A 19,610-nucleotide genomic window follows, 5' to 3' on the forward strand; every position below is an offset into this window, starting at 1 on the left:
AGTCGTTCCACTGCTGGAGCTGCTGACCGTTGCGAAGATCCCACAGCCGTACCGTGCGCCGTCCCGGCCGCGGCCCCTCACCCCCGAGGCCCCGGCCGCCGACCGGCCCGAGGTGTGGGCGCCGCGCCCCGCCGGAGTGCGCCCGAGGATCGCGACCCGGCCCGAGGCGCCGGCCCCGTCGGAGCCCCGGCCGGAGGCTCGGCCCCAGCCGCAGAGCCGGGAGCCGCTCGGGCCCGAGGAGGTCCGCCCCGCCGGCTCCGGCTCCCGCCCCGCGGGGGCCCGTACGCCCCGGGAGGTGTTCGAGCGGATGGCCGAGCGGGCCGTGCGCCCCGCCGGACTGCCGCGCCGGGCCATGGCCCGCGTCCTGGACTCGCTCGTCCACGCCGCCGTCGCGGTGGCCGTGGCCCGGCCCCTCCTGCCCGGGGCCACCGCCCACGTCGAGGCCAAGGTGGCCGCCGCCCGGGCGAGCGGCCGCACCACCACCGTCTGGCTCCTCGACGGGACCATCGCCGGTCACCTGGGCGTGGTCCTCGGCGCCGTCCTCCTCTTCGGGATCCTCTACGAGGCGCTGCCCACGGCCCGTTGGGGCCGCACCCCGGGCAAGAAGCTGCTGGGCGTCCGGGTCCTGGCCACCGCCACCCTGCGCCCGCCCACCTTCGGCGCGGCCCTGCGCCGGTGGCTGGTGTACGCCTTCCTCGGCCTTCCGGGCAGCCTCTGGTGCCTCGTGGACCGCCCGCGCCGCCAGGCCTGGCACGACAAGGCGGCCCGGACGTACGTGGCCCGCTGAGCGCGCCCGGAGGGCCCGGCCGCGCCCCTGGGCCCACCCCTGCCCCCGAATGGACGCGGTCCCGTTGCGAGGCTGTCGGAGCCGGGTTCGACTCGGGCCATGAGTACCGACCAGCCGCCGGGCCAGCCGCCCGAGGACGACCCGTTCCTCAAGAAGCCCCAGGAACCGACGCCTCCGTCGGGCGGTTCGCCGTACGGCTCGCCGCCCCCCGGTAGCGGTGGTCCGCCGCCCCCGCCCGGAGGCCCGCCCGGCGGTCCGGGCGCCGGCGGGGGATACCCGCCCCCGCCGCCCCCGTACGGCGGCGGGGACCCGTACGGCGGGAGCGGCGGCGGCATGCCCGATCCGCTCGCCGGGATGCCCCCGCTCGCCGACTTCGGCAAGCGGCTCCTCGCGCGCATCATCGACGTCGTGATCATCGCCATCCCGCTGGCCCTCATCCAGTGGGCGTTCGGCGCGAACCGCTACCGGTACGACACCGACCAGGGCGAGGACATCAGCGAGGTCTTCAGCAAGTCCTACAGCGGCAGCGGCCTGATCATGACCCTGATCTCGATCGTCGCGTACGTCGGCTACGACTGGTGGTTCACCAAGAAGAACGGCCAGACGGTCGGCAAGAAGGCCATGCGCCTGCGCGTCGCGATGCTCAACGACGGCAGCGTGCCGAACTCCAACGCCGCCCTGTCGCGCGCCGCCGTGCTCTGGCTGCCGACCCTGATCTGCTGCGCCTGCCTGTGGCCGATCGCGCTGATCGTCTCGATCCTGGTCGACAAGCCGTACAAGCAGGGCCTGCACGACAAGGTCGCCAAGACCGTGGTGGTCCAGGCCACCGGCTAGTGCTCCGACCGGAAAGGTCCACCGGGCCACAGCACTGGACATGACGCATCGCCACACGGGCGGCCTCCCTCCGGGGAGGCCGCCCGCGCCGCGTCCGGCGTCGATCGTCAGTGATGTACGGGGTGTTCGGCCGAAGCCGTCCGGGGCTCGGGCACCAGGGCGCCCCCTGTCGCGCCCTCCTGGGCGGTGGGGGTGGCGGCGGCCCGGGAGGCGCCCGTACGCGCCGCGTGGCGGCCACGGCGGCGCGGCAGGGGCACGGTGAGCGCGACGAGCAGACCCAGGGCGAGCGCGGCGGCGGAGATGACCGCGACGCCGAGCCCGGTGCTCGTCTGCGAGAGCAGCAGCATGGCGATCGTCGACACGACGACCGTGGCGGACCCGTACGCGAGCTGTGCGGCAGTCGGACGCGGCATGGCGATATCCGTCCTCGGTGAGGGGAGGGGGAGTCGGCTCAACCAGTTCGCGCGTCAAGTGACTCTATGACGGGAGATGCCCGAGTCGGACCGCCGGTAAGCGTGACCTAACACACGGTGCCGGAGCACAGGGGGCGCACAGGATCATTTTCCGGGCGACGGCAGGGGGAGAAAGGGGGACGGGACGGACCGCCGGCGGGGTCAGGAAGGGCCCTTCGCCCCGTATGGCTGCGGAACGTCCGGATAGCGGAACTCCCTGACCGCATAGTGCAGTTGTAAGGGTCAAGTCAAGGTCTGTCTTTTCTTGCTTCCCTCCGGTCAAATGTCGTCACTTGAGACGCGCGCCGCGCGGAACCCCCCGCTCCTATGGAGAAGTTCCGACCAACGTTGCGGCCGCGGGAGGGGAACGACATCAAGTGACCAGCAATTCCGCCAGACGGCGTGCGATACGCGCTGCCGCTGTCACCGTGACCATGGCCGCTTGTGCGACAAGCGCCACCTTCTTCACCGTTACCGCGGCTCAGGCCGAGGGTAAGGCTCCGGCCGCCCCGGCGGCCGACCGGCAGGACCCGACGTCGCCTTCGAAGGTCGTCGAGCACGACCTCAAGGGCCCGTTCAGCGACCAGCAGGCCAAGCAGCGCGCGGCCGCCCTGGATCAGGTCCTGACCGGCAAGAAGGGCGTCGAGCAGCGCGGCGCCTCCAAGGTCGTCAAGCTCGACGACAAGAAGTACGTCGAGCTCGGCCGCGAGAAGACCGACAAGATCTTCACGATCCTCGTCGAGTTCGGCGACCAGGTCGACAGCACGACCATGTACGACCCGGACGGCCCGGGCCCCAGGCCCGAGGCGCCCAAGTACGGCGGTACCCCCGGTCCGCTGCACAACACGATCGCCCAGCCGGACCGCGCCAAGGACAACAGCACCGCCTGGCGCAAGGACTTCAGCCGTCAGTACTTCCAGGACCTGTACTTCGCGACGGGTCAGGGCAAGGAGTCGCTGAAGACCTACTACGAGAAGACCTCCTCGGGCCGCTACTCGGTCGAGGGTGAGGTCGCCGACTGGGTCAAGGTCCCGTACAACGAGGGCCGTTACGGCTCCAACTACTGCGGCCAGACCAACTGCTCCAACGTGTGGGACACCGTCAAGGACGGCGTCACCGCATGGTCGGAGGCCCAGAAGAAGGCCGGCAAGACCGACGCGCAGATCAAGGCGCAGCTGTCCCAGTACGACCAGTGGGACCGCTACGACTTCGACAACGACGGCAACTTCAACGAGCCCGACGGCTACATCGACCACTTCCAGATCGTCCACGCGGGCGAGGACGAGTCGGCCGGTGGCGGCGTTCAGGGCACGACCGCGCTGTGGGCGCACCGCTGGTACGCCTACGGCACCGCGGCGGGCAAGACCGGCCCGGACAACAACAAGGCCGGCGGTACCCAGATCGGCAGCACCGGCATCTGGGTCGGCGACTACACGATGCAGCCCGAGAACGGCGGCCTCGGTGTCTTCGCGCACGAGTACGGTCACGACCTCGGTCTGCCGGACCTCTACGACACCACCGGTGGCGGCGACAACAGCGTCGGCTTCTGGTCCCTGATGTCGGCCGGTTCCTGGCTCGGCAAGGGCAAGGACTCCATCGGTGACACCCCGGGCGACATGACCGCCTGGGACAAGCTCCAGCTGGGCTGGCTGAACTACGACACGGCCAAGGCCGCGACGAAGTCCACCCACAAGCTGGGTGTGTCGGCGTTCAACACCAAGGACAAGCAGGCGCTGGTCGTCGAGCTGCCGAAGAAGCAGGTCAAGACCGAGGTCGTCAAGCCGGCCGAGGGCTCCACCCAGTGGTGGAGCAACATGGGTGACGACCTCAAGAACACCCTGACCCGCTCGGTCGACCTGACCGGCAAGAAGTCCGCCGCCCTGTCCCTCAAGGGCTGGTGGGACATCGAGGCCGACTACGACTACCTCTACACCGAGGTGTCCACGGACGGCGGCGCCACCTGGACCGCGCTGGCCGGCACCGCCGACGGCACGGCCCTCCCGGTCGACGCCTCCGGCAGCCCGTCGCTCACCGGTGTCTCGGGTGCCTGGAAGTCGCTGAACTTCCCGCTCGACGCCTACGCGGGCAAGAAGGTCGACCTCCGCTTCCGCTACCAGACGGACGGCGGCGCGGGCGGCAAGGGCTTCGCGGCCGACGCCATCTCCCTGACCGCGGACGGCTCCGCGCTGTTCACCGACGGCGCCGAGAACGGCGACAACGGCTGGACCGGCAAGGGCTTCTCGCGCATCGGCGCCGACTTCTCCAAGGAGTACGCGCAGCGTTACATCGCGGAGAACCGCCGCTACGTGTCGTACGACTCCACCCTCAAGGTGGGCCCGTACAACTTCGGCTTCGGCAACACCAAGCCGGACTGGGTCGAGCACTACCCGTACCAGGACGGTCTGCTCATCTGGCAGTGGGACACCAGCCAGAAGGACAACAACACCAGCGTCCACCCGGGCCAGGGTCTGATCCTCCCGATCGACGCCAACGCCAAGCCCATGAAGTGGGCGGACGGCACGCTGCTCCGCAACAAGATCCAGCCGTACGACGCCACCTTCAGCGCGTACTCCACGGATGCGTTCACCCTGCACAAGAACGGCGAGGAGCTCTTCCTCAAGCCGAAGCCCGCGAACCTGGTCTTCGACGACCACAAGGGCAAGTACTACTACGACGAGAACCCGACCGGATCGGTGAAGGTCACTGACACCAACACCAAGATCAAGATCCTGAAGGAGACCTACGACGGTGAGGTCATGACCATCGAGGTCGGCCCCTCCTCGAAGTAACTCGTTAAAACCGCAGGTCAGAGCATGATCGGCCGTCGCCCTCTAGCGGGCGGCGGCCGTTCGCGTTTAGATGCCCGGTACGAGTTTCTTATTGACGGGGGAGATGACAGCGATGCCAGGCGGCGGTTTCGTGAGATTGCCGGGCGGCAGTGTGGTGGTTGCGCTCACACTGCCGAGGCCGTCCGGAGAAGGCGGAAATGTCCGCGTGCTGGTGCACGCCGCGAACCGGGCCCGCGCCCTGACCAGGCTGCGGAACCTCGGAATGCGGGCGGTGTACCTGCGGGGCAACGCGCACCCGCCGACCCCGGACGAGGTCACGGCCGTCCTGCACCATCCGGACGGCCTGCTCTGGCGCGGCGCACCGGACCGCGCGCAGGAGCTCTGGCACCCCATCCGCGCCCTGCTGGGCACGTAGGGGCGTCCTGCCGGTCGGGCCGGGCCCGACCGGCAGGACCCCTCCAGGAGCGCCTGGGGGTGCCTAGGGGGCTTGGTCGGCGCGGCCGCCGACGAGCTTCACACCGGCCGTACGGAGCTCGTCCAGGGCCCGTGCGGTCGTGTGCGGGGCCACGGCGGCGGTCAGGTCCAGCAGGACCCGGGTGCCGAAGCCGGCGCGGGAGGCGTCGAGGGCGGTGGCCTTCACGCAGTGATCGGTGGCGATCCCGACCACGTCCACCTCGGTGACGTTCCGGTCCCGCAGCCACTGGCCGAGCGTCGTGCCGTTCTCGTCGGCGCCCTCGAAGCCGCTGTACGCGGCCTCGTACGCGCCCTTGTCGAAGACGGCGGAGACGGCTCCCGAGGCCACGGCGGGGGCGAAGTTCGGGTGGAAGCCCACGCCCTCGGTCCCGGCGACGCAGTGGACGGGCCAGGAGGTCTCGTAGTCCGGCTCGGCCGGCGGGTGCGCGAAGTGCGACCCCGGGTCGACGTGGTGGTCGCGGGTGGCGACGACGTGCCGGTACGCGGGCGTGGCCTGGCCGATGTACTCGGTGACGGCGGCGGCGACGTCGGCTCCGCCGGTGACCGCGAGGCTGCCGCCCTCGCAGAAGTCGTTCTGTACGTCGACGACGATCAGTGCGCGGTGCATTTCGCGTGCCCTTCGGCTCGATGGTGTGCTGCGGCGGGCCCTGCGGGGGGCTCTTCCCCCACCCCGCCCCTTCCCGAAACTGGGGCCCTGCTCCGGACCCCGCAGCGGCGCCGCGGGGTTACACGTACTCCGTCGGGATCACGGCCTCGCCGCGCGAGAGCTGCGTCGCGGACAGCGGCAGGCTCGCCCGCACCGCGCGGTGGCGGTCCCGGGCGGCCTCCAGCGGCTCGCGGGCCACCACCTCGCCGGACTTGACCAGCTGGGTCAGGAGCTGGTCGTCGGCCAGCGCCGCCGGCACCGGGCCCACGCCGATGACCTCCGCCTCCGCGACCCCCTCCGCGTCCCGCCGCCGCGCCGCCCACTTGCGGCCGCCGATGGAGGTCTTGCCGCCCGAGGACTTCTTGGCCACCGGGGCCAGCGCCGCCTTCGGATCCGCCGACGTGGCCCGCGCCACCAGCTTGTAGACCATCGAGCACGTCGGGTGCCCGCTGCCGGTCACCAGCTGGGTGCCCACGCCGTAGGTGTCGACCGGGGCCGCCGCCAGCGAGGCGATGGCGTACTCGTCGAGGTCCGAGGTGACCACGATCTTCGTCGAGGTCGCGCCCAGCTCGTCGAGCTGCTGCCGCACCCGGTGGGCCACCAGCAGCAGGTCTCCGGAGTCGATCCGGACCGCGCCCAGCTCCGGTCCGGCGATCTCCACCGCCGTGCGGACGGCCTCGGCCACGTCGTACGTGTCCACCAGCAGGGTGGTGCCCCGCCCCAGCGAGTCCACCTGCGCCGTGAAGGCGTCCCGCTCGCTGTCGTGGACGAGGGTGAAGGCGTGCGCGCTCGTGCCGACCGTCGGGATGCCGTACCGGAATCCGGCCGCCAGGTCCGAGGTCGAGGTGAAGCCGCCCACGTACGCGGCCCGCGAAGCGGCGACGGCCGCCAGTTCGTGGGTGCGCCGGGCGCCCATCTCGATCAGCGGGCGTCCGCCGGCCGCCGAGGACATCCGGGAGGCGGCCGCGGCGATCGCCGAGTCGTGGTTCAGGATCGACAGGATCACGGTCTCCAGCAGCACGCACTCGGCGAAGCTGCCCTCCACCCGCAGGACGGGGGAGCCGGGGAAGTAGACCTCCCCCTCCGGGTAGCCCCAGATGTCGCCGGAGAAGCGGTACGAGGCCAGCCAGTCCAGCGTCCGCATGTCGACGACGGCCCGCTCGCGCAGGAATTCCAGCACCGCGCCGTCGAAGCGGAAGTTCTCCACCGCGTCCAGCACCCGCCCGGTTCCGGCGATCACCCCGTAGCGGCGGCCCTCGGGCAGCCGGCGGGTGAACACCTCGAAGACCGAGCGTCGATCGGCGGTGCCGTTGGCCAGGGCGGCCTGCAGCATCGTGAGCTCGTAGTGATCCGTGAAGAGCGCTGTCGACGGCACGTCCACCGGCAGGCCCAGGTCCGCAGGGTTCATGGCTGGGATGCTAGCGCACATTTCGTCAAAGTGACGAGATGTAGGGGGCGATTGTGGGACCGGGCCGTCGCGGGGCACATGAGCGGTCGGTCGCGGGGGTCGTCCGACCCCTGTTTGGGCGGCGGCGCAGTCGAGGTGGCAGCATGGGACGAGTGAGTGTTGCTCCTGTTGAGATCGAACGCACCGAATCCGCCGAAGAGACCTTCGCGGTCCCCGAACCCGACGTCCCCTGGGTGACCCTGGTGCACAACGACCCGGTCAACCTCATGAGCTACGTGGCGTACGTGTTCCAGGCGTACTTCGGCTACTCGAAGGACGTGGCACACAAGTTGATGCTCGATGTCCATCACAAGGGGCGGGCGGTCGTGTCGAGCGGCACCCGCGAGGAAATGGAGCGCGACGTGCAGGCCATGCACGGCTACGGCCTGTGGGCGACCCTCTCGCAGGACCGCAACTGATGGGCGGCACCTTCGAGTCCCTGAAGGGCGGCGGCGCCGCCATCGCGCTCGACGAGATCGAGATCTCGATCCTGCGTTCCCTGGCCGTCCAACTGCTGGAGCTGATCGGCCCCGGTGCGCCGGAGCCCGCCGAGGACGCCGACCCGCTCGCCGCGTTGTTCGCGGAGGGCCCCTCCGAGCCCCCGTCCGACCCGGCGCTGGCCCGGCTCTTCCCCGACGCCTACGGGGCCCCCGACGGGGCCGGTGACAAGGGGGTGGACCCCGAGGAGCTCGCGGCCCGCTCCGCGGAGTTCCGCCGCTTCACCGAGAACGACCTGCGCGCCCGCAAGCGCGAGGACGCGCTGGCCGTCGTACGCAGCCTGGACGGGCTGACCCCGGCCGGCGACGAGGCGGCGGTGCTGGAGCTGTCCGGCGAGCTGCCGCTGCGCTGGCTCGGCGCGCTCAACGACCTGCGCCTGACCATCGCGGCCCGGCTCGACATCACCGAGGACGACGAGAGCGCGGTGCTGTTCCGACTGCCGGACGAGGACCCGCGCAAGCCGATGGTGATGGCCTACCTCTGGCTCGGCGGCCTCCAGGAAACCTTGATCGAAACCCTCTGAGAATCCTCAAAGGGGAACACTGTTCGCTCAGCGGACGCTCAAATCCGGATAACGATCAGATCACCGCCATGCGGTGATCTGATCCATTTCTAGGTCTATGGGGTGAATTTTTGATGCCCTGCGCCACATTTCTCCCCCTCGGGCAGCCGTAAGGCCGTGATAAATCTTCACGACTGCCGAAGGGACGCCACCCATGTCCCCCGGCTGGCTTGGCCCGGCTGATCGCCGGCGTGCAACTCCATCCGTATCCGGGGGGATCGAGGACCCGATCCGCAGCCAACGAAGGCGCGGGTCGGCGTGGAGAAAGGCGCACCAGACATGACCTCTGTGCAGGTCGAGCAGCACGACAAGACGCCCGGCGAGGGCGGTTCGGGCGAAGGCGGCGAGGGTTACCACCGCACGCTCGGCGCCCGTCAGATCCAGATGATCGCGATCGGCGGGGCCATCGGCACCGGCCTGTTCCTCGGAGCGGGCAAGGCCATCTCCAAGGCCGGACCCAGCCTGATCCTGGCGTACGCCATCGCGGGCCTGGTCATCTTCTTCATCATGCGGGCCCTGGGCGAGCTGCTCATGTACCGCCCCGTCTCCGGTTCCTTCTCGGACTACGCCCGCGAGTTCCTGGGCCCGTTCTGGGGATACGTCACCGGCTGGACGTACTGGCTGTTCTGGGTGGTCACCGGCATCACCGAGGTCACCGCGGCCGCGCAGTACATGTCGTACTGGACCCACGACAGCTTCCCGCAGTGGGCCTACGCGCTGATCTTCACGGTCATCCTCTACGCCGCCAACCTGATCTCCGTGAAGCTCTTCGGTGAGCTGGAGTTCTGGTTCTCCATGGTCAAGGTCACCGCCATCGTCGGCATGATCCTGATCTGCGCCGGCATCCTCACCATCGGCTTCTCCGACGCGGCCGACACCGCCACCGTCTCCAACCTCTGGAACGACGGCGGCTTCTTCCCCAAGGGCATCGGCGGCACGCTGATGACCCTGCAGATCGTGATGTTCGCCTTCCTCGCGGTCGAGCTGGTCGGCGTCACCGCCGGCGAGTCCAAGGACCCCGAGAAGACCCTGCCCAAGGCCATCAACACCGTGCCGTGGCGCATCGCCGTCTTCTACGTCGGCGCGCTGATCATGATCCTGTCGGTCGTCCCGTGGACGCACTTCCAGCCGGGCGTCTCGCCCTTCGTCGCCGCCTTCGAGCGCATGGGCCTCGGCATCGGCGCCGCGATCGTCAACTTCGTCGTGCTGACCGCCGCCCTGTCCTCCTGCAACTCGGGCATGTACTCCACCGGCCGCATGCTCCGCGACCTCGCCATCAACGGCCAGGGCCCGAAGGTCTTCACCAAGCTCACCAAGAGCGGCACCCCGCTCGTCGGCACCACCTTCTCCGCCGCGCTGATGCTGGTGGGCGTCTGGATCAACTACGTCGCCCCGGGCAAGGCCTTCGACTACGTCGTCTCCTTCGCCACCATCTCCGGCATGTGGGCCTGGATCATGATCCTGGTCTGCCAGATCCGCTACCGGGCCAAGTCCGACCGCGGCGAGCTGCCGCAGTCCGCGTTCCGCGCCCCCGGCGCCCCGTACACGAGCTGGTTCGCGCTGCTCTTCATCGGCATGGTCATCGTGATGATGGGCGCCGACAAGGTCTCCCGCGTCTCGCTGTACTGCGCCCCGCTGTGGGGTCTGATCCTCGGTGTCTCCTACCTGGTCATGAAGTCCCGCGACCCGCGCGGCGCGGCCTTCACCAAGGCCTCGTAGCACCCGGACACCGCGAGTCCCGGCCGCCCGCCGCGGCCGGGAACCGCACTCCCACGGACCTTGTGTCCACCATGCGGGCCCTTGCGTACCACTCCTCGGTACGTAGGGGCCCGTCTGCTTATCCTGTCGCTCATGCTGACCCTCACCCAGGACCTGTACGACCGGATCGTCGAGCACGCCCGCCAGGACCACCCCGACGAGGCGTGCGGTGTCGTGGCCGGCCCGGCGGGCACCGACCGCCCCGAGCGGTTCGTCCCGATGCTCAACGCGGCCCGCTCGCCCACGTTCTACGAGTTCGACTCGAAGGATCTGCTGAAGCTCTACCGCGATCTGGACGACCGCGACGAGGAGCCGGTGATCGTCTACCACTCGCACACCGCGACCGAGGCGTACCCCTCGCGCACGGACGTCACGTACGCGAACGAGCCCCACGCGCACTACGTCCTCGTCTCGACGGCGGACAAGGACGGCCTCGGAGAGTTCCAGTTCCGCTCGTACCGGATCGTCGACGGAGTGATCACCGAGGAAGAAGTGCAGGTCGTCGACGCCTACTGACCAGTATGTGAGCGACGGACGTCCACGATGCGGGATCACACTCCAAACGGGGGACCGGGAATCGTTAACATGACCGCATGGTTTCCCACGACGTGAGCATCGAGACGCCCGGCAGGCTGCTGCTCGTGGCGCGGCTGCACGTCGACCTGTGCCGCCTCGCCAGCGCCATCTGTCCTGCGCTCTGAGTACCGGAGCCCTTCCGCGCGGAGGGCCGACGAACCGCGCGCCGCACGCTTCCACGCTTTTCACGCACTCCCCGACGACTGGAGACAGCCATGGCCATCGAGGTCCGCATCCCCACCATCCTCCGCACCTACACCGAAGGCGAGAAGGCCGTCTCCGGTGAGGGCGCGACCCTCGCCGACCTCTTCGCGGACCTGGAGACCCGTCACAAGGGCATCGAGGAGCGCATCGTCGACGGCGGCCAGCTGCGCCGCTTCGTCAACGTCTACCTCAACGACGAGGACGTCCGCTTCCTCGACGGCATCTCCACCGCCCTCAAGGACGGCGACAGCGTCACCATCCTCCCGGCCGTGGCCGGCGGATCGAAGTAATGCGCTACGACTCCCCGCTGGCCGCGGTCGGCAACACGCCGCTGGTCCGGCTGCCCCGACTGTCGCCCTCGGACGACGTCCGCATCTGGGCGAAGCTGGAGGACCGCAACCCGACCGGCTCGATCAAGGACCGCCCCGCGCTCCACATGGTCGAGCAGGCCGAGAAGGACGGCCGGCTCAAGCCCGGCTGCACCATCCTGGAGCCCACCTCGGGCAACACCGGCATCTCGCTGGCGATGGCGGCCAAGCTCAAGGGCTACCGCATCGTGTGCGTGATGCCGGAGAACACCAGCCAGGAGCGGCGTGACCTGCTGGCCATGTGGGGAGCCGAGATCATCTCGTCGCCGGCCGCCGGCGGCTCGAACACCGCGGTCCGGGTGGCCAAGGAACTGGCCGCGGAGCACCCGGACTGGGTGATGCTCTACCAGTACGGCAACCCGGACAACGCGGGCGCGCACTACGCCACCACGGGCCCGGAGATCCTCGCGGACCTCCCCTCCATCACCCACTTCGTCGCGGGCCTGGGCACCACCGGCACCCTCATGGGCGTCGGCCGCTACCTGCGCGAACACGTGGCCGGCATCAAGATCGTCGCGGCCGAGCCGCGCTACGACGACCTCGTCTACGGGCTGCGCAACCTGGACGAGGGCTTCGTCCCGGAGCTCTACGACGCCTCCGTGCTCACCACCCGTTTCTCGGTGGGCTCGGCGGACGCGGTGACGCGGACGCGGGAGCTGCTGCAGCAGGAGGGGATCTTCGCGGGCGTCTCCACCGGAGCCGCCCTGCACGCGGCGATCGGCGTCGGCCGCAAGGCGGTGGCCGCGGGCGAATCGGCGGACATCGTCTTCGTCGTGGCCGACGGCGGCTGGAAGTACCTCTCGACGGGCGTCTACACGGCCGCGACCACCGAGGAAGCCATCGAGGCCCTCCAGGGCCAGCTCTGGGCATAGCCCCCTGCCGTGTCCCCTGCGGGGTCGCCGCCCCCGAACCCGGGCGCCTCAAACGCCGGCGAGGCTGGAAATCAGCCTCGCCGGCGTTTGAGGCGCGGGTCCGGGCAGAGCCCGGGAAACGGCGAGAGGGCGGGGCGGGGAGAGGCTCCGCGCAGCGGCACCACACCGCACCGCTAGTCCGCGAGCCGCTCCGCCAGGATCGCCGCGTGGCTGGACGCCGGGTCCTTGACCGCAGTCAGCAACGTCAGCGGGCCCGCCTCGGCCAGCGACCGGAGCCGCGCCGGCTCCGCCACCGCCCCCGGCTCCGCCACCGCCCCCGGCTCCGCCGGCTCCGCCGGCTCCGCCTCGTACCGCTCCCGGAACTCCCCCGCCGACCCCCCGTCGTGGAACCACCTCCGCAGCTCCGTCGACGGCGTCACCGCCTTCGGCCACTCTCCCCCAGCTACCGCTGGGAGGTGCCCCCGGACCCCGGCCACCGCCTTCGCCAGGCCCCGCGGCCACAGCCGGTCCACGAGGATCCTCCCCCAGACTCCGTCCGGGGGGACCCCCGGCCCGTCGGCCCCCGGCTCCGGCGGGTCGTACACCCGCCGCAGACGGATCACCGGTTCCCGCTTCACCGCGCGCCTCCCAGACCCTTGATCTCGTCCCACACCGCGGGGTCCAGCATCCCCAGCCGGGTCCGGAACTCCCACAGCGACACCTCCGCCGGCCGGTCCGCCTCCAGGAAGCTCGCCCGGCCCTGCCCGCCGACCGTCCCCGGCGGCAGCGGAATCACCCCGGCCCGCCGATCGTCGTACTTCCCGGTGATCCACGCGACCCGCGCCCGGTGGCCCCGTACCGACCCCACCGCCAGGACCAGGCACGTACGCCCGTCGGCCAGGCACCACAGCTCGCCCGCCCGCGGCTGCGGCGGCGGACCGGCCCCGTGCGCCGGCGGGGCCCGGCGCGGCAGCCCGAAGCGGCCCCCGGCGACCAGCACCAGCAGCGCCACGGCCACCACCGCGGCCACCGCGGGCCACCAGGACGTGTCCATGCTTCGACCGTAGCCGCGCGGGAACGCCCCGGCATGGCAACGCCCGTGCCCACCGTCGCTCCCCCGGGTGACAGCGCAGGTGATTCCCCCCACAACGGCCTGCCGCGGAGGAGCGACCGGACGTTTCGCGCCTTACGCTCGACGCACGCACGGCCCGCATTCCGTCCACGGACCGTCCTCGGAGGTTCACGCTCCATGAAGCTCACCGTCGTCGGCTGTTCGGGGTCGTTCCCGTCCGCGGAATCGGCCTGTTCGAGCTACCTCGTCGAGGCCGACGGCTTCCGGCTGCTCCTCGACATGGGCAACGGCGCCCTCGGCGAGCTGCAGCGCCACATCGGCCTCTACGACCTCGACGCGATCTTCCTGAGCCACCTGCACGCCGACCACTGCATCGACATGTGCGCGTACTTCGTCGCCCGCTACTACCGGCACGAGGGCGGCCGCTGCGGCACCATTCCCGTCTACGGGCCCGAGGGCACCGAGCGCCGGCTGACCACCGCCTACGACGACGTCCCCGACGAGCGCTCGATGAGCGAGGTCTTCGACTTCCGCACGCTGAAGTCCGGGACCTTCGAGATCGGCCCGCTGCAGGTCCGCACCGAGCGGGTCTCCCACCCGGTCGAGGCGTACGGCATCCGCATCGAGCACGGCGGCCGCTCGATCACCTACTCCGGCGACACCGGCACCTGCCCCGAGCTCGGCCTGCTCGCCGACGGTGCCGACCTCTTCCTGTGCGAGTCCTCCTTCACGCACGGCAAGGAGGACATCCCGGGTCTGCACCTGAACGGCCATGAGGCGGGCGAGTACGCGGCCGGCGGTCGCGTGGGCCGGCTCGTCCTCACCCACATCCCGCCGTGGACCGACCCCGAGCAGAACCTCACCGACGCCCGCGCGGTCTACGACGGCCCGGTCGACCTGGCGTACTCGGGCGCGGTCTACGAGGTCTGACCCCGGCCACGACGCACGAGAAGCCCCCGCCCTCCCTTCCGGGAGAGCGGGGGCTTCTTCGTGCCTACGGGACTGCCTACTTGGCGTCGGCCTTGGCCATCTCGGCCAGCTCCTCGTCGGACTCGCGGCCCGGCGTCGGGAGGTTGAACTTGACGATCGCGAAGCGGAACCCGAAGTAGTAGATCGCTCCGAAGACCAGACCGATCGGAATGATCATCCATGGGTTGGTCGCCTTGCTCCAACCGAGGCCGAGGTCGATCAGACCCGCGGAGAAGGTGAAGCCCGCGTGGACCCCGAGCGCCCAGGTGATCGCCATGGAGAGGGCGGTCAGGACGGCGTGGATCGCGTAGAGCACCGGCGCGATGAACATGAACGAGAACTCGATGGGCTCGGTGACACCCGTGACGAACGAGGTGAGGGCGAGCGAGACCATCATGCCGGTGACGGCCTTGCGGCGCTCCGGGCGAGCGGTGTGGGCGATGGCCAGGGCGGCGGCCGGGAGGCCGAACATCATGATCGGGAAGAAGCCCGTCATGAACAGACCGGCCTCCGGGTCACCGGCGAAGAAGCGGTTCAGGTCACCGTGGACGACCTCGCCGGCGGCGTTGGTGAAGTCACCGATCTGGAACCAGGCGACGGTGTTGACGAACTGGTGCATGCCGATCGGGATCAGCGCGCGGTTGATGACACCGAAGATGCCGGCGCCCGCGGCACCCAGCCCGGTCATCCACTCACCGAAGTTGGAGATGACCTCGCCGATCGGCTCCCAGACCACACCGAAGAACACGCCGGCGATGACACCGACGAAGGCCATGATGATCGGGACGAGCCGGCGGCCGTTGAAGAAGCCGAGCCAGTCCACCAGCTTGGTGCGGTGGTAGCGCTGCCACAGGACCGCGGCGAGCAGACCCATGATGATGCCGCCGAGGACGCCGGGGTTGTTGTACGTCGCGGCGACGTCGACACCCTTGTTCTCGGTGGTGTTGATGACGGCCTCGGTCACCGGGAAGGCGGTGAGGACGTTCTTGTAGACCAGGAATCCGACGAGCGCGGCGAGCGCCGTGGAGCCGTCCGCCTTCTTGGCGAAGCCGATGGCGACGCCGATGCAGAACAGCAGCGGCAGGTTGCTGAAGACCGCGTCACCGGCGGTGGCGAACACCGTGGCGACCTTGCCCCAGCCGAGACCGTCCGCGCCGAAGACGTCGGGCTGACCGAGACGCAGCAGGATGCCGGCGGCGGGCAGGACGGCGATGGGCAGCTGGAGGCTGCGGCCGACCTTCTGCAGACCCTGGATCAGGCCGGATCCCCGCTTCTTGGCGGGCGGCGCAGCGGCGTCAGTAGCCGTACTCATAACTTCCTCCGGGGGGAGCAAGGCGCCGCCAAGGGGTGCAACCACGAGGGACGGCGACGTCTCAGAAAGGGGGACACGCCGCCGGGGGAAGCGGTCGTGGTCTACACCAATTCATGGTGTAGACCAGTTGTAACACGGTGAGGGTTAGATAAGGAACCTTCGATTTCCTGTGGCCTGGATCACATGTAGCCGGGCGTGCCGAAGGGCCCCCGGATCGTGATCCGGGGGCCCTTGACGGACCGTGCGGTAACCCTGCGGGGACCGGGCCGGCCGGCCCGGCCGGCTCAGGCCTTGGTCGTCTCCGACTCCATCGCCGCGATCTCCTCGTCCGACTCCCGACCCGGCGTCGCCAGGTCGAACTTCGTGATCGCGAAACGGAACACCACGTAATAGACGAGCGCGAAGCACAGGCCGATCGGAATGATCAGCCAGGGTTTCGTCGCCAGCTGCCAGTTGATGACGTAGTCGATCAGACCCGCCGAGAAGCTGAAACCGTCGTGGACGCCCAGCCCCCACGTCACCGCCATGGACACACCCGTCAGCACCGCGTGCACCACGTACAACACGGGCGCGACGAAGAGGAAGGAGTACTCCAACGGCTCCGTGATCCCGGTGACGAACGAGGTCAGGGCCACCGACAGCATCAGGCCGCCCACCTCCTTGCGCCGCTGCGGCTTCGCGCAATGCGTGATCGCCAGCGCCGCCGCCGGCAGCGCGAACATCATGATCGGGAAGAAGCCCGACAGGAACAGGCCCGCGTTCGGATCGCCGTGCAGGAACATGTTGATGTCGCCGTGGTACGTCTTCCCGTCCGGCGCCGTGTACGACCCGAACTGGAACCACATCGGCACGTTCAGGAACTGGTGCAGACCGATCACCAACAGCCCGCGGTTCGCGACACCGAAGATGCCACCACCCCAGGCACCCAGCCCGCGCAACCAGTCGGAGAAGCTCTCCAACGCGTCTCCGACCGGCGGCCAGATCCACAGACAGAGCGCGGCGAAGGCGATCGCGACGAAGGACATGATGATCGGGACCAGCCGCCGGCCGTTGAAGAAGCCGAGCCAGTCCACCAGCTTCACCCGGTGGTACCGCTGCCAGAAATAGGCCGCCAGCAGCCCCATGATGATGCCGCCGAAGACACCCGGGTTCTGGTACGTGTACGCCACGAAGGTGTCGTTCGGCCCCAGACAGCCACCCCCGATGTCCTTGGTCCCCGCCGGGCACGCCTTCTGGAACGCGTGCAGCACCCCCCGGTAGACGAGGAACCCCGCCGTGGCCGCGAGGGCGGTCGAACCGTCCGCCTTCTTCGCCATGCCGATGGCGACCCCGATGCAGAACAGGAGCGGCAGACCGAGATCCGGGTCGAGCAACGCCCCGCCCGCACCCGCCATCACCTTGGCGACGTCCGTCCACTGCAAACCGTCCGCCCCGAAGACGTCCGGCTGCCCGAGCCGCAGCAGGATGCCTGCCGCGGGCAGCACGGCGATCGGGAGCTGCAGGCTGCGCCCCATCTTCTGCAGCCCCTGGAACAGGTTGTTCCGCCAATTCGGCTGTGGCCCTGCTTTGGAGCTGCTCACGCTCATCGGCGTCCTCCCTGACCGGCCCGTTTTGGCTGCCGCAACACTTACGGCACACTGGTGTAGACCAGTTGTGGGCGGGTTGCTGCTGATCGTCATCATTCGGCAGAGGCCCGTCATGTGCCTGCGTAGATGGGCCAACCGTGCGTTACCGTGACGAAGCGGACCGTGCAGGTGGGTAGCCATGTACCGGCCGCCGAGACCCGTTCTTCGAAACACTCAGGGAGAAACACATGGCCACCAAGGCTGAGAAGATCGTCGCCGGGCTCGGCGGCATCGAGAACATCGAAGAGGTCGAGGGCTGCATCACCCGCCTGCGCACCGAGGTCATCAACCCCGACCTCGTCGACGAAGCCGCCCTCAAGGCCGCCGGCGCCCACGGCGTCGTCAAGATGGGCACCGCGATCCAGGTCGTCATCGGCACCGACGCCGACCCCATCGCCGCCGACATCGAAGACATGATGTGATCCGGACCCCCTAGCCAGGTCCCAGCGGACCCCGTCCCGGAAGCCCCGGACGGGGTCTTCGCGCACCTGGGCACCGACTAGGCTCGCAGCCATGTCTCGCATCGACGGCCGTACGCCCGAACAGCTCCGCCCGGTCACCATCGAACGCGGATGGAGCAAGCACGCCGAGGGCTCCGTCCTCGTCTCCTTCGGAGACACCAAGGTCTTCTGCACCGCCTCCTTCACCGAAGGCGTCCCGCGCTGGCGCAAGGGCAGCGGCGAAGGCTGGGTCACCTCCGAATACTCGATGCTGCCCCGCTCCACCAACACCCGCGGCGACCGCGAATCCGTCCGCGGCAAGATCGGCGGCCGCACCCACGAGATCTCCCGCCTGATCGGCCGCTCCCTGCGCGCCGTCATCGACTACAAGGCCCTCGGCGAGAACACCATCGTCCTGGACTGCGACGTCCTCCAGGCCGACGGCGGCACCCGCACCGCCGCCATCACCGGCGCCTACGTCGCCCTCGCCGACGCCGTCGCCTGGGGCCAGAAGAAGAAGTTCGTCAAGGCCGGCCGCAAGCCCCTCACCGGCACCGTCGCCGCCGTCAGCGTCGGCATCGTCGACGGCGTCCCGCTCCTCGACCTCTGCTACGAGGAGGACGTCCGCGCCGAGACCGACATGAACGTGGTCTGCACCGGCGACGGCCGCTTCGTCGAGGTCCAGGGCACCGCCGAAGGCGAGCCCTTCGACCGCAAGGAACTGAACGCCCTCCTCGACCTCGCGGCCGGCGGCTGCGCGGACCTCGAAGCCATCCAGCGGGGCGCGCTCGAACTGTAGCCGGCAACCGCCGGGCCCGGCCCGGCGTCCAGGAAGATACGGGCGCACGGTTTCGCCACCGTGCGCCCGTCCTCGTAGCGCCCAAGCCCTCAGGGGGAGAACCGCATGAAGCTCCGCATAGCGGCCGTAGCCGTGGCCGCCGTACTCACCGTCCCGGCCCTGTCCGCCTGCGACGCGATCTCCACGGCCATGGACTGCGCGAACACCGCCGTGGCCATCACGGACGGCGCCAACGACCTCCAGCAGGCCGTCTCCCAGGCGGGCAACAGCCCCCAGGACGCCCAGAACGCGCTCAACCAGATCGAGACGAACCTGAAGAAGATCGGCGACCAGACGGACAACGCCGACCTGAGCAAGGCCATCGACTCGATGAACACGGCCGTCAAGAACGTTCGCTCCTCGATCGAGAGCGGCAACAGCGCCCCGGACATCCAGCCGGTCGCGGACGCGGCGAGCGAGCTGTCGAAGGTCTGCACCCCGGGGTGATCCGCCCCCCGGGATAATGGGGGCATGACCTCGACGCCCAGCCGCCTCATCCTGGCCACCCGCAACGCGGGCAAAGTCTCCGAACTCCGCGCGATCCTGTCCGACGCCGGCCTGCCGCACGAGCTGGTCGGCGCGGACGCGTACCCCGAGATTCCGGACGTCAAGGAAACCGGCGTCACCTTCGCCGAGAACGCCCTCCTCAAGGCCCACGCCCTGGCCCGCGCCACCGGCCTCCCGGCGGTCGCCGACGACTCCGGCCTCTGCGTGGACGTCCTGCACGGCGCCCCCGGCATCTTCTCGGCCCGCTGGGCCGGCACCCACGGCGACGACAAGGCCAACTTGGACCTGCTGCTGGCCCAGCTCGGCGACATCGCCGACGAGAACCGCGGGGCCCACTTCGCGTGCGCGGCGGCCCTGGCCATGCCGGACGGCACCGAACGCGTCGTCGAGGGCCGCCTCCTGGGCACCCTCCGCCACACCCCGTCCGGTACGGGCGGCTTCGGCTACGACCCGATCCTCCAGCCGCAGGGCGACACCCGCACGTGCGCGGAACTGACCCCGGCGGAGAAGAACGCCATCTCCCACCGCGGCCAGGCCTTCCGCGCCCTGGTCCCCTTCGTCCGCGCCCTCCTGGGCTGACGCGGCGAGGCCTGGTTCCCTC

The 19,610-nt window shown here is 69.9% G+C and carries 22 protein-coding genes and 1 pseudogene; 16 read left to right on the forward strand and 7 right to left on the reverse strand.

The window, feature by feature from the left end:
* Together AB8A24_RS17625 and AB8A24_RS17630 are read left to right on the forward strand one after the other, a co-directional pair.
* Nucleotides 1-787, forward strand: a 787-nt coding sequence (locus AB8A24_RS17625; RefSeq protein ID WP_369476524.1) for an RDD family protein, incomplete at its 5' end; no start/stop codon positions are given.
* A gap of 99 nt (nucleotides 788-886) precedes the next feature.
* Nucleotides 887-1,621 carry an RDD family protein gene (locus AB8A24_RS17630; protein ID WP_369476525.1) on the forward strand — a complete coding sequence of 245 codons (735 nt, stop codon included), beginning with the start codon at nucleotides 887-889 and terminating at the stop codon, nucleotides 1,619-1,621.
* A gap of 107 nt (nucleotides 1,622-1,728) precedes the next feature.
* Here the strand turns inward: AB8A24_RS17630 and AB8A24_RS17635 are convergent, their stop codons facing one another.
* Entirely contained in the window at nucleotides 1,729-2,034 is a 306-nt protein-coding gene (locus AB8A24_RS17635; protein WP_369476527.1) for a hypothetical protein, read from the reverse strand.
* Between the two features lie 473 nt (nucleotides 2,035-2,507).
* Here AB8A24_RS17635 and AB8A24_RS17640 point away from each other — a divergent pair, with 473 nt between their 5' ends.
* Both AB8A24_RS17640 and AB8A24_RS17645 read left to right on the forward strand, forming a co-directional pair.
* Complete coding sequence (locus AB8A24_RS17640; RefSeq protein WP_369476586.1) at nucleotides 2,508-4,862, forward strand: immune inhibitor A domain-containing protein; 2,355 nt, start codon at nucleotides 2,508-2,510, stop codon at nucleotides 4,860-4,862.
* Nucleotides 4,863-4,974: 112 nt separating this feature from the next.
* The gene (locus AB8A24_RS17645) at nucleotides 4,975-5,277 is read left to right on the forward strand and encodes a hypothetical protein (RefSeq protein WP_033226620.1); all 303 of its coding nucleotides are present in this window, start codon (nucleotides 4,975-4,977) and stop codon (nucleotides 5,275-5,277) included.
* A gap of 63 nt (nucleotides 5,278-5,340) precedes the next feature.
* Here AB8A24_RS17645 and AB8A24_RS17650 read toward each other — a convergent pair whose 3' ends face one another.
* Nucleotides 5,341-5,943 carry a nicotinamidase gene (locus tag AB8A24_RS17650; protein ID WP_030724296.1) on the reverse strand — a complete coding sequence of 201 codons (603 nt, stop codon included), beginning with the start codon at nucleotides 5,941-5,943 and terminating at the stop codon, nucleotides 5,341-5,343.
* 118 nt (nucleotides 5,944-6,061) lie between these two features.
* Nucleotides 6,062-7,390, reverse strand: coding sequence for a nicotinate phosphoribosyltransferase (locus AB8A24_RS17655; protein WP_328963203.1), 1,329 nt, complete (start codon nucleotides 7,388-7,390; stop codon nucleotides 6,062-6,064).
* Nucleotides 7,391-7,533: 143 nt separating this feature from the next.
* Here AB8A24_RS17655 and clpS point away from each other — a divergent pair, with 143 nt between their 5' ends.
* The 7 genes from clpS (at nucleotide 7,534) to AB8A24_RS17690 (ending at nucleotide 12,267) form a co-directional block, all read left to right on the forward strand.
* Complete coding sequence (clpS, locus tag AB8A24_RS17660; RefSeq protein ID WP_030010601.1) at nucleotides 7,534-7,848, forward strand: ATP-dependent Clp protease adapter ClpS; 315 nt, start codon at nucleotides 7,534-7,536, stop codon at nucleotides 7,846-7,848.
* Nucleotides 7,848-8,450 carry a DUF2017 domain-containing protein gene (locus tag AB8A24_RS17665; RefSeq protein ID WP_328963204.1) on the forward strand — a complete coding sequence of 201 codons (603 nt, stop codon included), beginning with the start codon at nucleotides 7,848-7,850 and terminating at the stop codon, nucleotides 8,448-8,450. Before clpS ends, AB8A24_RS17665 begins: the two co-directional genes overlap by 1 nt.
* A gap of 318 nt (nucleotides 8,451-8,768) precedes the next feature.
* Nucleotides 8,769-10,208: an amino acid permease gene (locus AB8A24_RS17670; RefSeq protein WP_369476530.1), complete on the forward strand. Its 1,440-nt coding sequence runs from the start codon at nucleotides 8,769-8,771 to the stop codon at nucleotides 10,206-10,208.
* Between the two features lie 132 nt (nucleotides 10,209-10,340).
* Nucleotides 10,341-10,763: a M67 family metallopeptidase gene (locus AB8A24_RS17675; protein ID WP_266357140.1), complete on the forward strand. Its 423-nt coding sequence runs from the start codon at nucleotides 10,341-10,343 to the stop codon at nucleotides 10,761-10,763.
* A 77-nt stretch (nucleotides 10,764-10,840) separates the two neighbouring features.
* Entirely contained in the window at nucleotides 10,841-10,948 is a 108-nt protein-coding gene (locus tag AB8A24_RS17680; protein WP_314252769.1) for a putative leader peptide, read from the forward strand.
* Nucleotides 10,949-11,038: 90 nt separating this feature from the next.
* The gene (locus AB8A24_RS17685) at nucleotides 11,039-11,317 is read left to right on the forward strand and encodes a MoaD/ThiS family protein (RefSeq protein WP_030010597.1); all 279 of its coding nucleotides are present in this window, start codon (nucleotides 11,039-11,041) and stop codon (nucleotides 11,315-11,317) included.
* Nucleotides 11,317-12,267: a cysteine synthase gene (locus tag AB8A24_RS17690; protein ID WP_328963206.1), complete on the forward strand. Its 951-nt coding sequence runs from the start codon at nucleotides 11,317-11,319 to the stop codon at nucleotides 12,265-12,267. Before AB8A24_RS17685 ends, AB8A24_RS17690 begins: the two co-directional genes overlap by 1 nt.
* Before the next feature lie 173 nt (nucleotides 12,268-12,440).
* Here the strand turns inward: AB8A24_RS17690 and AB8A24_RS17695 are convergent, their stop codons facing one another.
* A complete protein-coding gene (locus tag AB8A24_RS17695; RefSeq protein ID WP_369476534.1) occupies nucleotides 12,441-12,884 on the reverse strand; it encodes a DUF488 domain-containing protein in 444 nt (147 codons plus the stop codon).
* The gene (locus AB8A24_RS17700) at nucleotides 12,881-13,300 is read right to left on the reverse strand and encodes a hypothetical protein (RefSeq protein ID WP_328963208.1); all 420 of its coding nucleotides are present in this window, start codon (nucleotides 13,298-13,300) and stop codon (nucleotides 12,881-12,883) included. The genes AB8A24_RS17695 and AB8A24_RS17700 overlap by 4 nt, the downstream gene beginning before the upstream one ends.
* Nucleotides 13,301-13,495: 195 nt before the next feature.
* Here AB8A24_RS17700 and AB8A24_RS17705 point away from each other — a divergent pair, with 195 nt between their 5' ends.
* Complete coding sequence (locus AB8A24_RS17705; protein ID WP_328963209.1) at nucleotides 13,496-14,248, forward strand: MBL fold metallo-hydrolase; 753 nt, start codon at nucleotides 13,496-13,498, stop codon at nucleotides 14,246-14,248.
* A gap of 76 nt (nucleotides 14,249-14,324) precedes the next feature.
* Here the strand turns inward: AB8A24_RS17705 and AB8A24_RS17710 are convergent, their stop codons facing one another.
* Nucleotides 14,325-15,599, reverse strand: coding sequence for a PTS transporter subunit EIIC (locus AB8A24_RS17710; RefSeq protein ID WP_328963210.1), 1,275 nt, complete (start codon nucleotides 15,597-15,599; stop codon nucleotides 14,325-14,327).
* A gap of 284 nt (nucleotides 15,600-15,883) precedes the next feature.
* Nucleotides 15,884-17,185 (reverse strand): PTS transporter subunit EIIC, encoded by a 1,302-nt coding sequence (locus AB8A24_RS17715; protein ID WP_369476537.1) that lies wholly within the window; start codon nucleotides 17,183-17,185, stop codon nucleotides 15,884-15,886.
* Between the two features lie 218 nt (nucleotides 17,186-17,403).
* On the opposite strand from AB8A24_RS17715, the pseudogene AB8A24_RS17720 reads away from it, so the two are divergent.
* From AB8A24_RS17720 to rdgB, 4 genes and pseudogenes are all read left to right on the forward strand, one after another.
* A pseudogene (locus AB8A24_RS17720) lies at nucleotides 17,404-17,646 on the forward strand (glucose PTS transporter subunit EIIB); the annotation flags it as partial.
* Nucleotides 17,647-17,737: 91 nt separating this feature from the next.
* Nucleotides 17,738-18,463, forward strand: a complete 726-nt coding sequence (gene rph / locus AB8A24_RS17725) for a ribonuclease PH (RefSeq protein WP_030724328.1) — start codon at nucleotides 17,738-17,740, stop codon at nucleotides 18,461-18,463.
* A 105-nt stretch (nucleotides 18,464-18,568) separates the two neighbouring features.
* Nucleotides 18,569-18,949, forward strand: coding sequence for a hypothetical protein (locus AB8A24_RS17730; RefSeq protein WP_266391765.1), 381 nt, complete (start codon nucleotides 18,569-18,571; stop codon nucleotides 18,947-18,949).
* Between the two features lie 24 nt (nucleotides 18,950-18,973).
* Entirely contained in the window at nucleotides 18,974-19,588 is a 615-nt protein-coding gene (gene rdgB, locus AB8A24_RS17735) for an RdgB/HAM1 family non-canonical purine NTP pyrophosphatase (protein ID WP_328963213.1), read from the forward strand.
* Nucleotides 19,589-19,610: the final 22 nt, after the last annotated feature.

It is taken from the genome of Streptomyces sp. BF23-19 (assembly GCF_041106355.1).
Taxonomy (GTDB): Bacteria; Actinomycetota; Actinomycetes; order Streptomycetales; family Streptomycetaceae; genus Streptomyces; species Streptomyces virginiae_A.

What these genes read in the sequence shown, in the direction of transcription:
- AB8A24_RS17710 (WP_328963210.1), bottom strand. Translation starts at nt 15,599, where the DNA reads ATGAGTACGGCTACTGACGCCGCTGCGCCGCCCGCCAAGAAGCGGGGA.
- AB8A24_RS17705 (WP_328963209.1), top strand. Translation starts at nt 13,496, where the DNA reads ATGAAGCTCACCGTCGTCGGCTGTTCGGGGTCGTTCCCGTCCGCGGAA.
- AB8A24_RS17630 (WP_369476525.1), top strand. Translation starts at nt 887, where the DNA reads ATGAGTACCGACCAGCCGCCGGGCCAGCCGCCCGAGGACGACCCGTTC.
- AB8A24_RS17690 (WP_328963206.1), top strand. Translation starts at nt 11,317, where the DNA reads ATGCGCTACGACTCCCCGCTGGCCGCGGTCGGCAACACGCCGCTGGTC.
- rdgB (WP_328963213.1), top strand. Translation starts at nt 18,974, where the DNA reads ATGACCTCGACGCCCAGCCGCCTCATCCTGGCCACCCGCAACGCGGGC.
- AB8A24_RS17645 (WP_033226620.1), top strand. Translation starts at nt 4,975, where the DNA reads ATGCCAGGCGGCGGTTTCGTGAGATTGCCGGGCGGCAGTGTGGTGGTT.
- AB8A24_RS17650 (WP_030724296.1), bottom strand. Translation starts at nt 5,943, where the DNA reads ATGCACCGCGCACTGATCGTCGTCGACGTACAGAACGACTTCTGCGAG.
- AB8A24_RS17635 (WP_369476527.1), bottom strand. Translation starts at nt 2,034, where the DNA reads ATGCCGCGTCCGACTGCCGCACAGCTCGCGTACGGGTCCGCCACGGTC.
- AB8A24_RS17685 (WP_030010597.1), top strand. Translation starts at nt 11,039, where the DNA reads ATGGCCATCGAGGTCCGCATCCCCACCATCCTCCGCACCTACACCGAA.
- AB8A24_RS17675 (WP_266357140.1), top strand. Translation starts at nt 10,341, where the DNA reads ATGCTGACCCTCACCCAGGACCTGTACGACCGGATCGTCGAGCACGCC.
- AB8A24_RS17700 (WP_328963208.1), bottom strand. Translation starts at nt 13,300, where the DNA reads ATGGACACGTCCTGGTGGCCCGCGGTGGCCGCGGTGGTGGCCGTGGCG.
- clpS (WP_030010601.1), top strand. Translation starts at nt 7,534, where the DNA reads ATGGGACGAGTGAGTGTTGCTCCTGTTGAGATCGAACGCACCGAATCC.
- AB8A24_RS17680 (WP_314252769.1), top strand. Translation starts at nt 10,841, where the DNA reads ATGGTTTCCCACGACGTGAGCATCGAGACGCCCGGCAGGCTGCTGCTC.
- AB8A24_RS17730 (WP_266391765.1), top strand. Translation starts at nt 18,569, where the DNA reads ATGAAGCTCCGCATAGCGGCCGTAGCCGTGGCCGCCGTACTCACCGTC.
- rph (WP_030724328.1), top strand. Translation starts at nt 17,738, where the DNA reads ATGTCTCGCATCGACGGCCGTACGCCCGAACAGCTCCGCCCGGTCACC.
- AB8A24_RS17715 (WP_369476537.1), bottom strand. Translation starts at nt 17,185, where the DNA reads ATGAGCGTGAGCAGCTCCAAAGCAGGGCCACAGCCGAATTGGCGGAAC.
- AB8A24_RS17640 (WP_369476586.1), top strand. Translation starts at nt 2,508, where the DNA reads ATGGCCGCTTGTGCGACAAGCGCCACCTTCTTCACCGTTACCGCGGCT.
- AB8A24_RS17665 (WP_328963204.1), top strand. Translation starts at nt 7,848, where the DNA reads ATGGGCGGCACCTTCGAGTCCCTGAAGGGCGGCGGCGCCGCCATCGCG.
- AB8A24_RS17655 (WP_328963203.1), bottom strand. Translation starts at nt 7,390, where the DNA reads ATGAACCCTGCGGACCTGGGCCTGCCGGTGGACGTGCCGTCGACAGCG.
- AB8A24_RS17670 (WP_369476530.1), top strand. Translation starts at nt 8,769, where the DNA reads ATGACCTCTGTGCAGGTCGAGCAGCACGACAAGACGCCCGGCGAGGGC.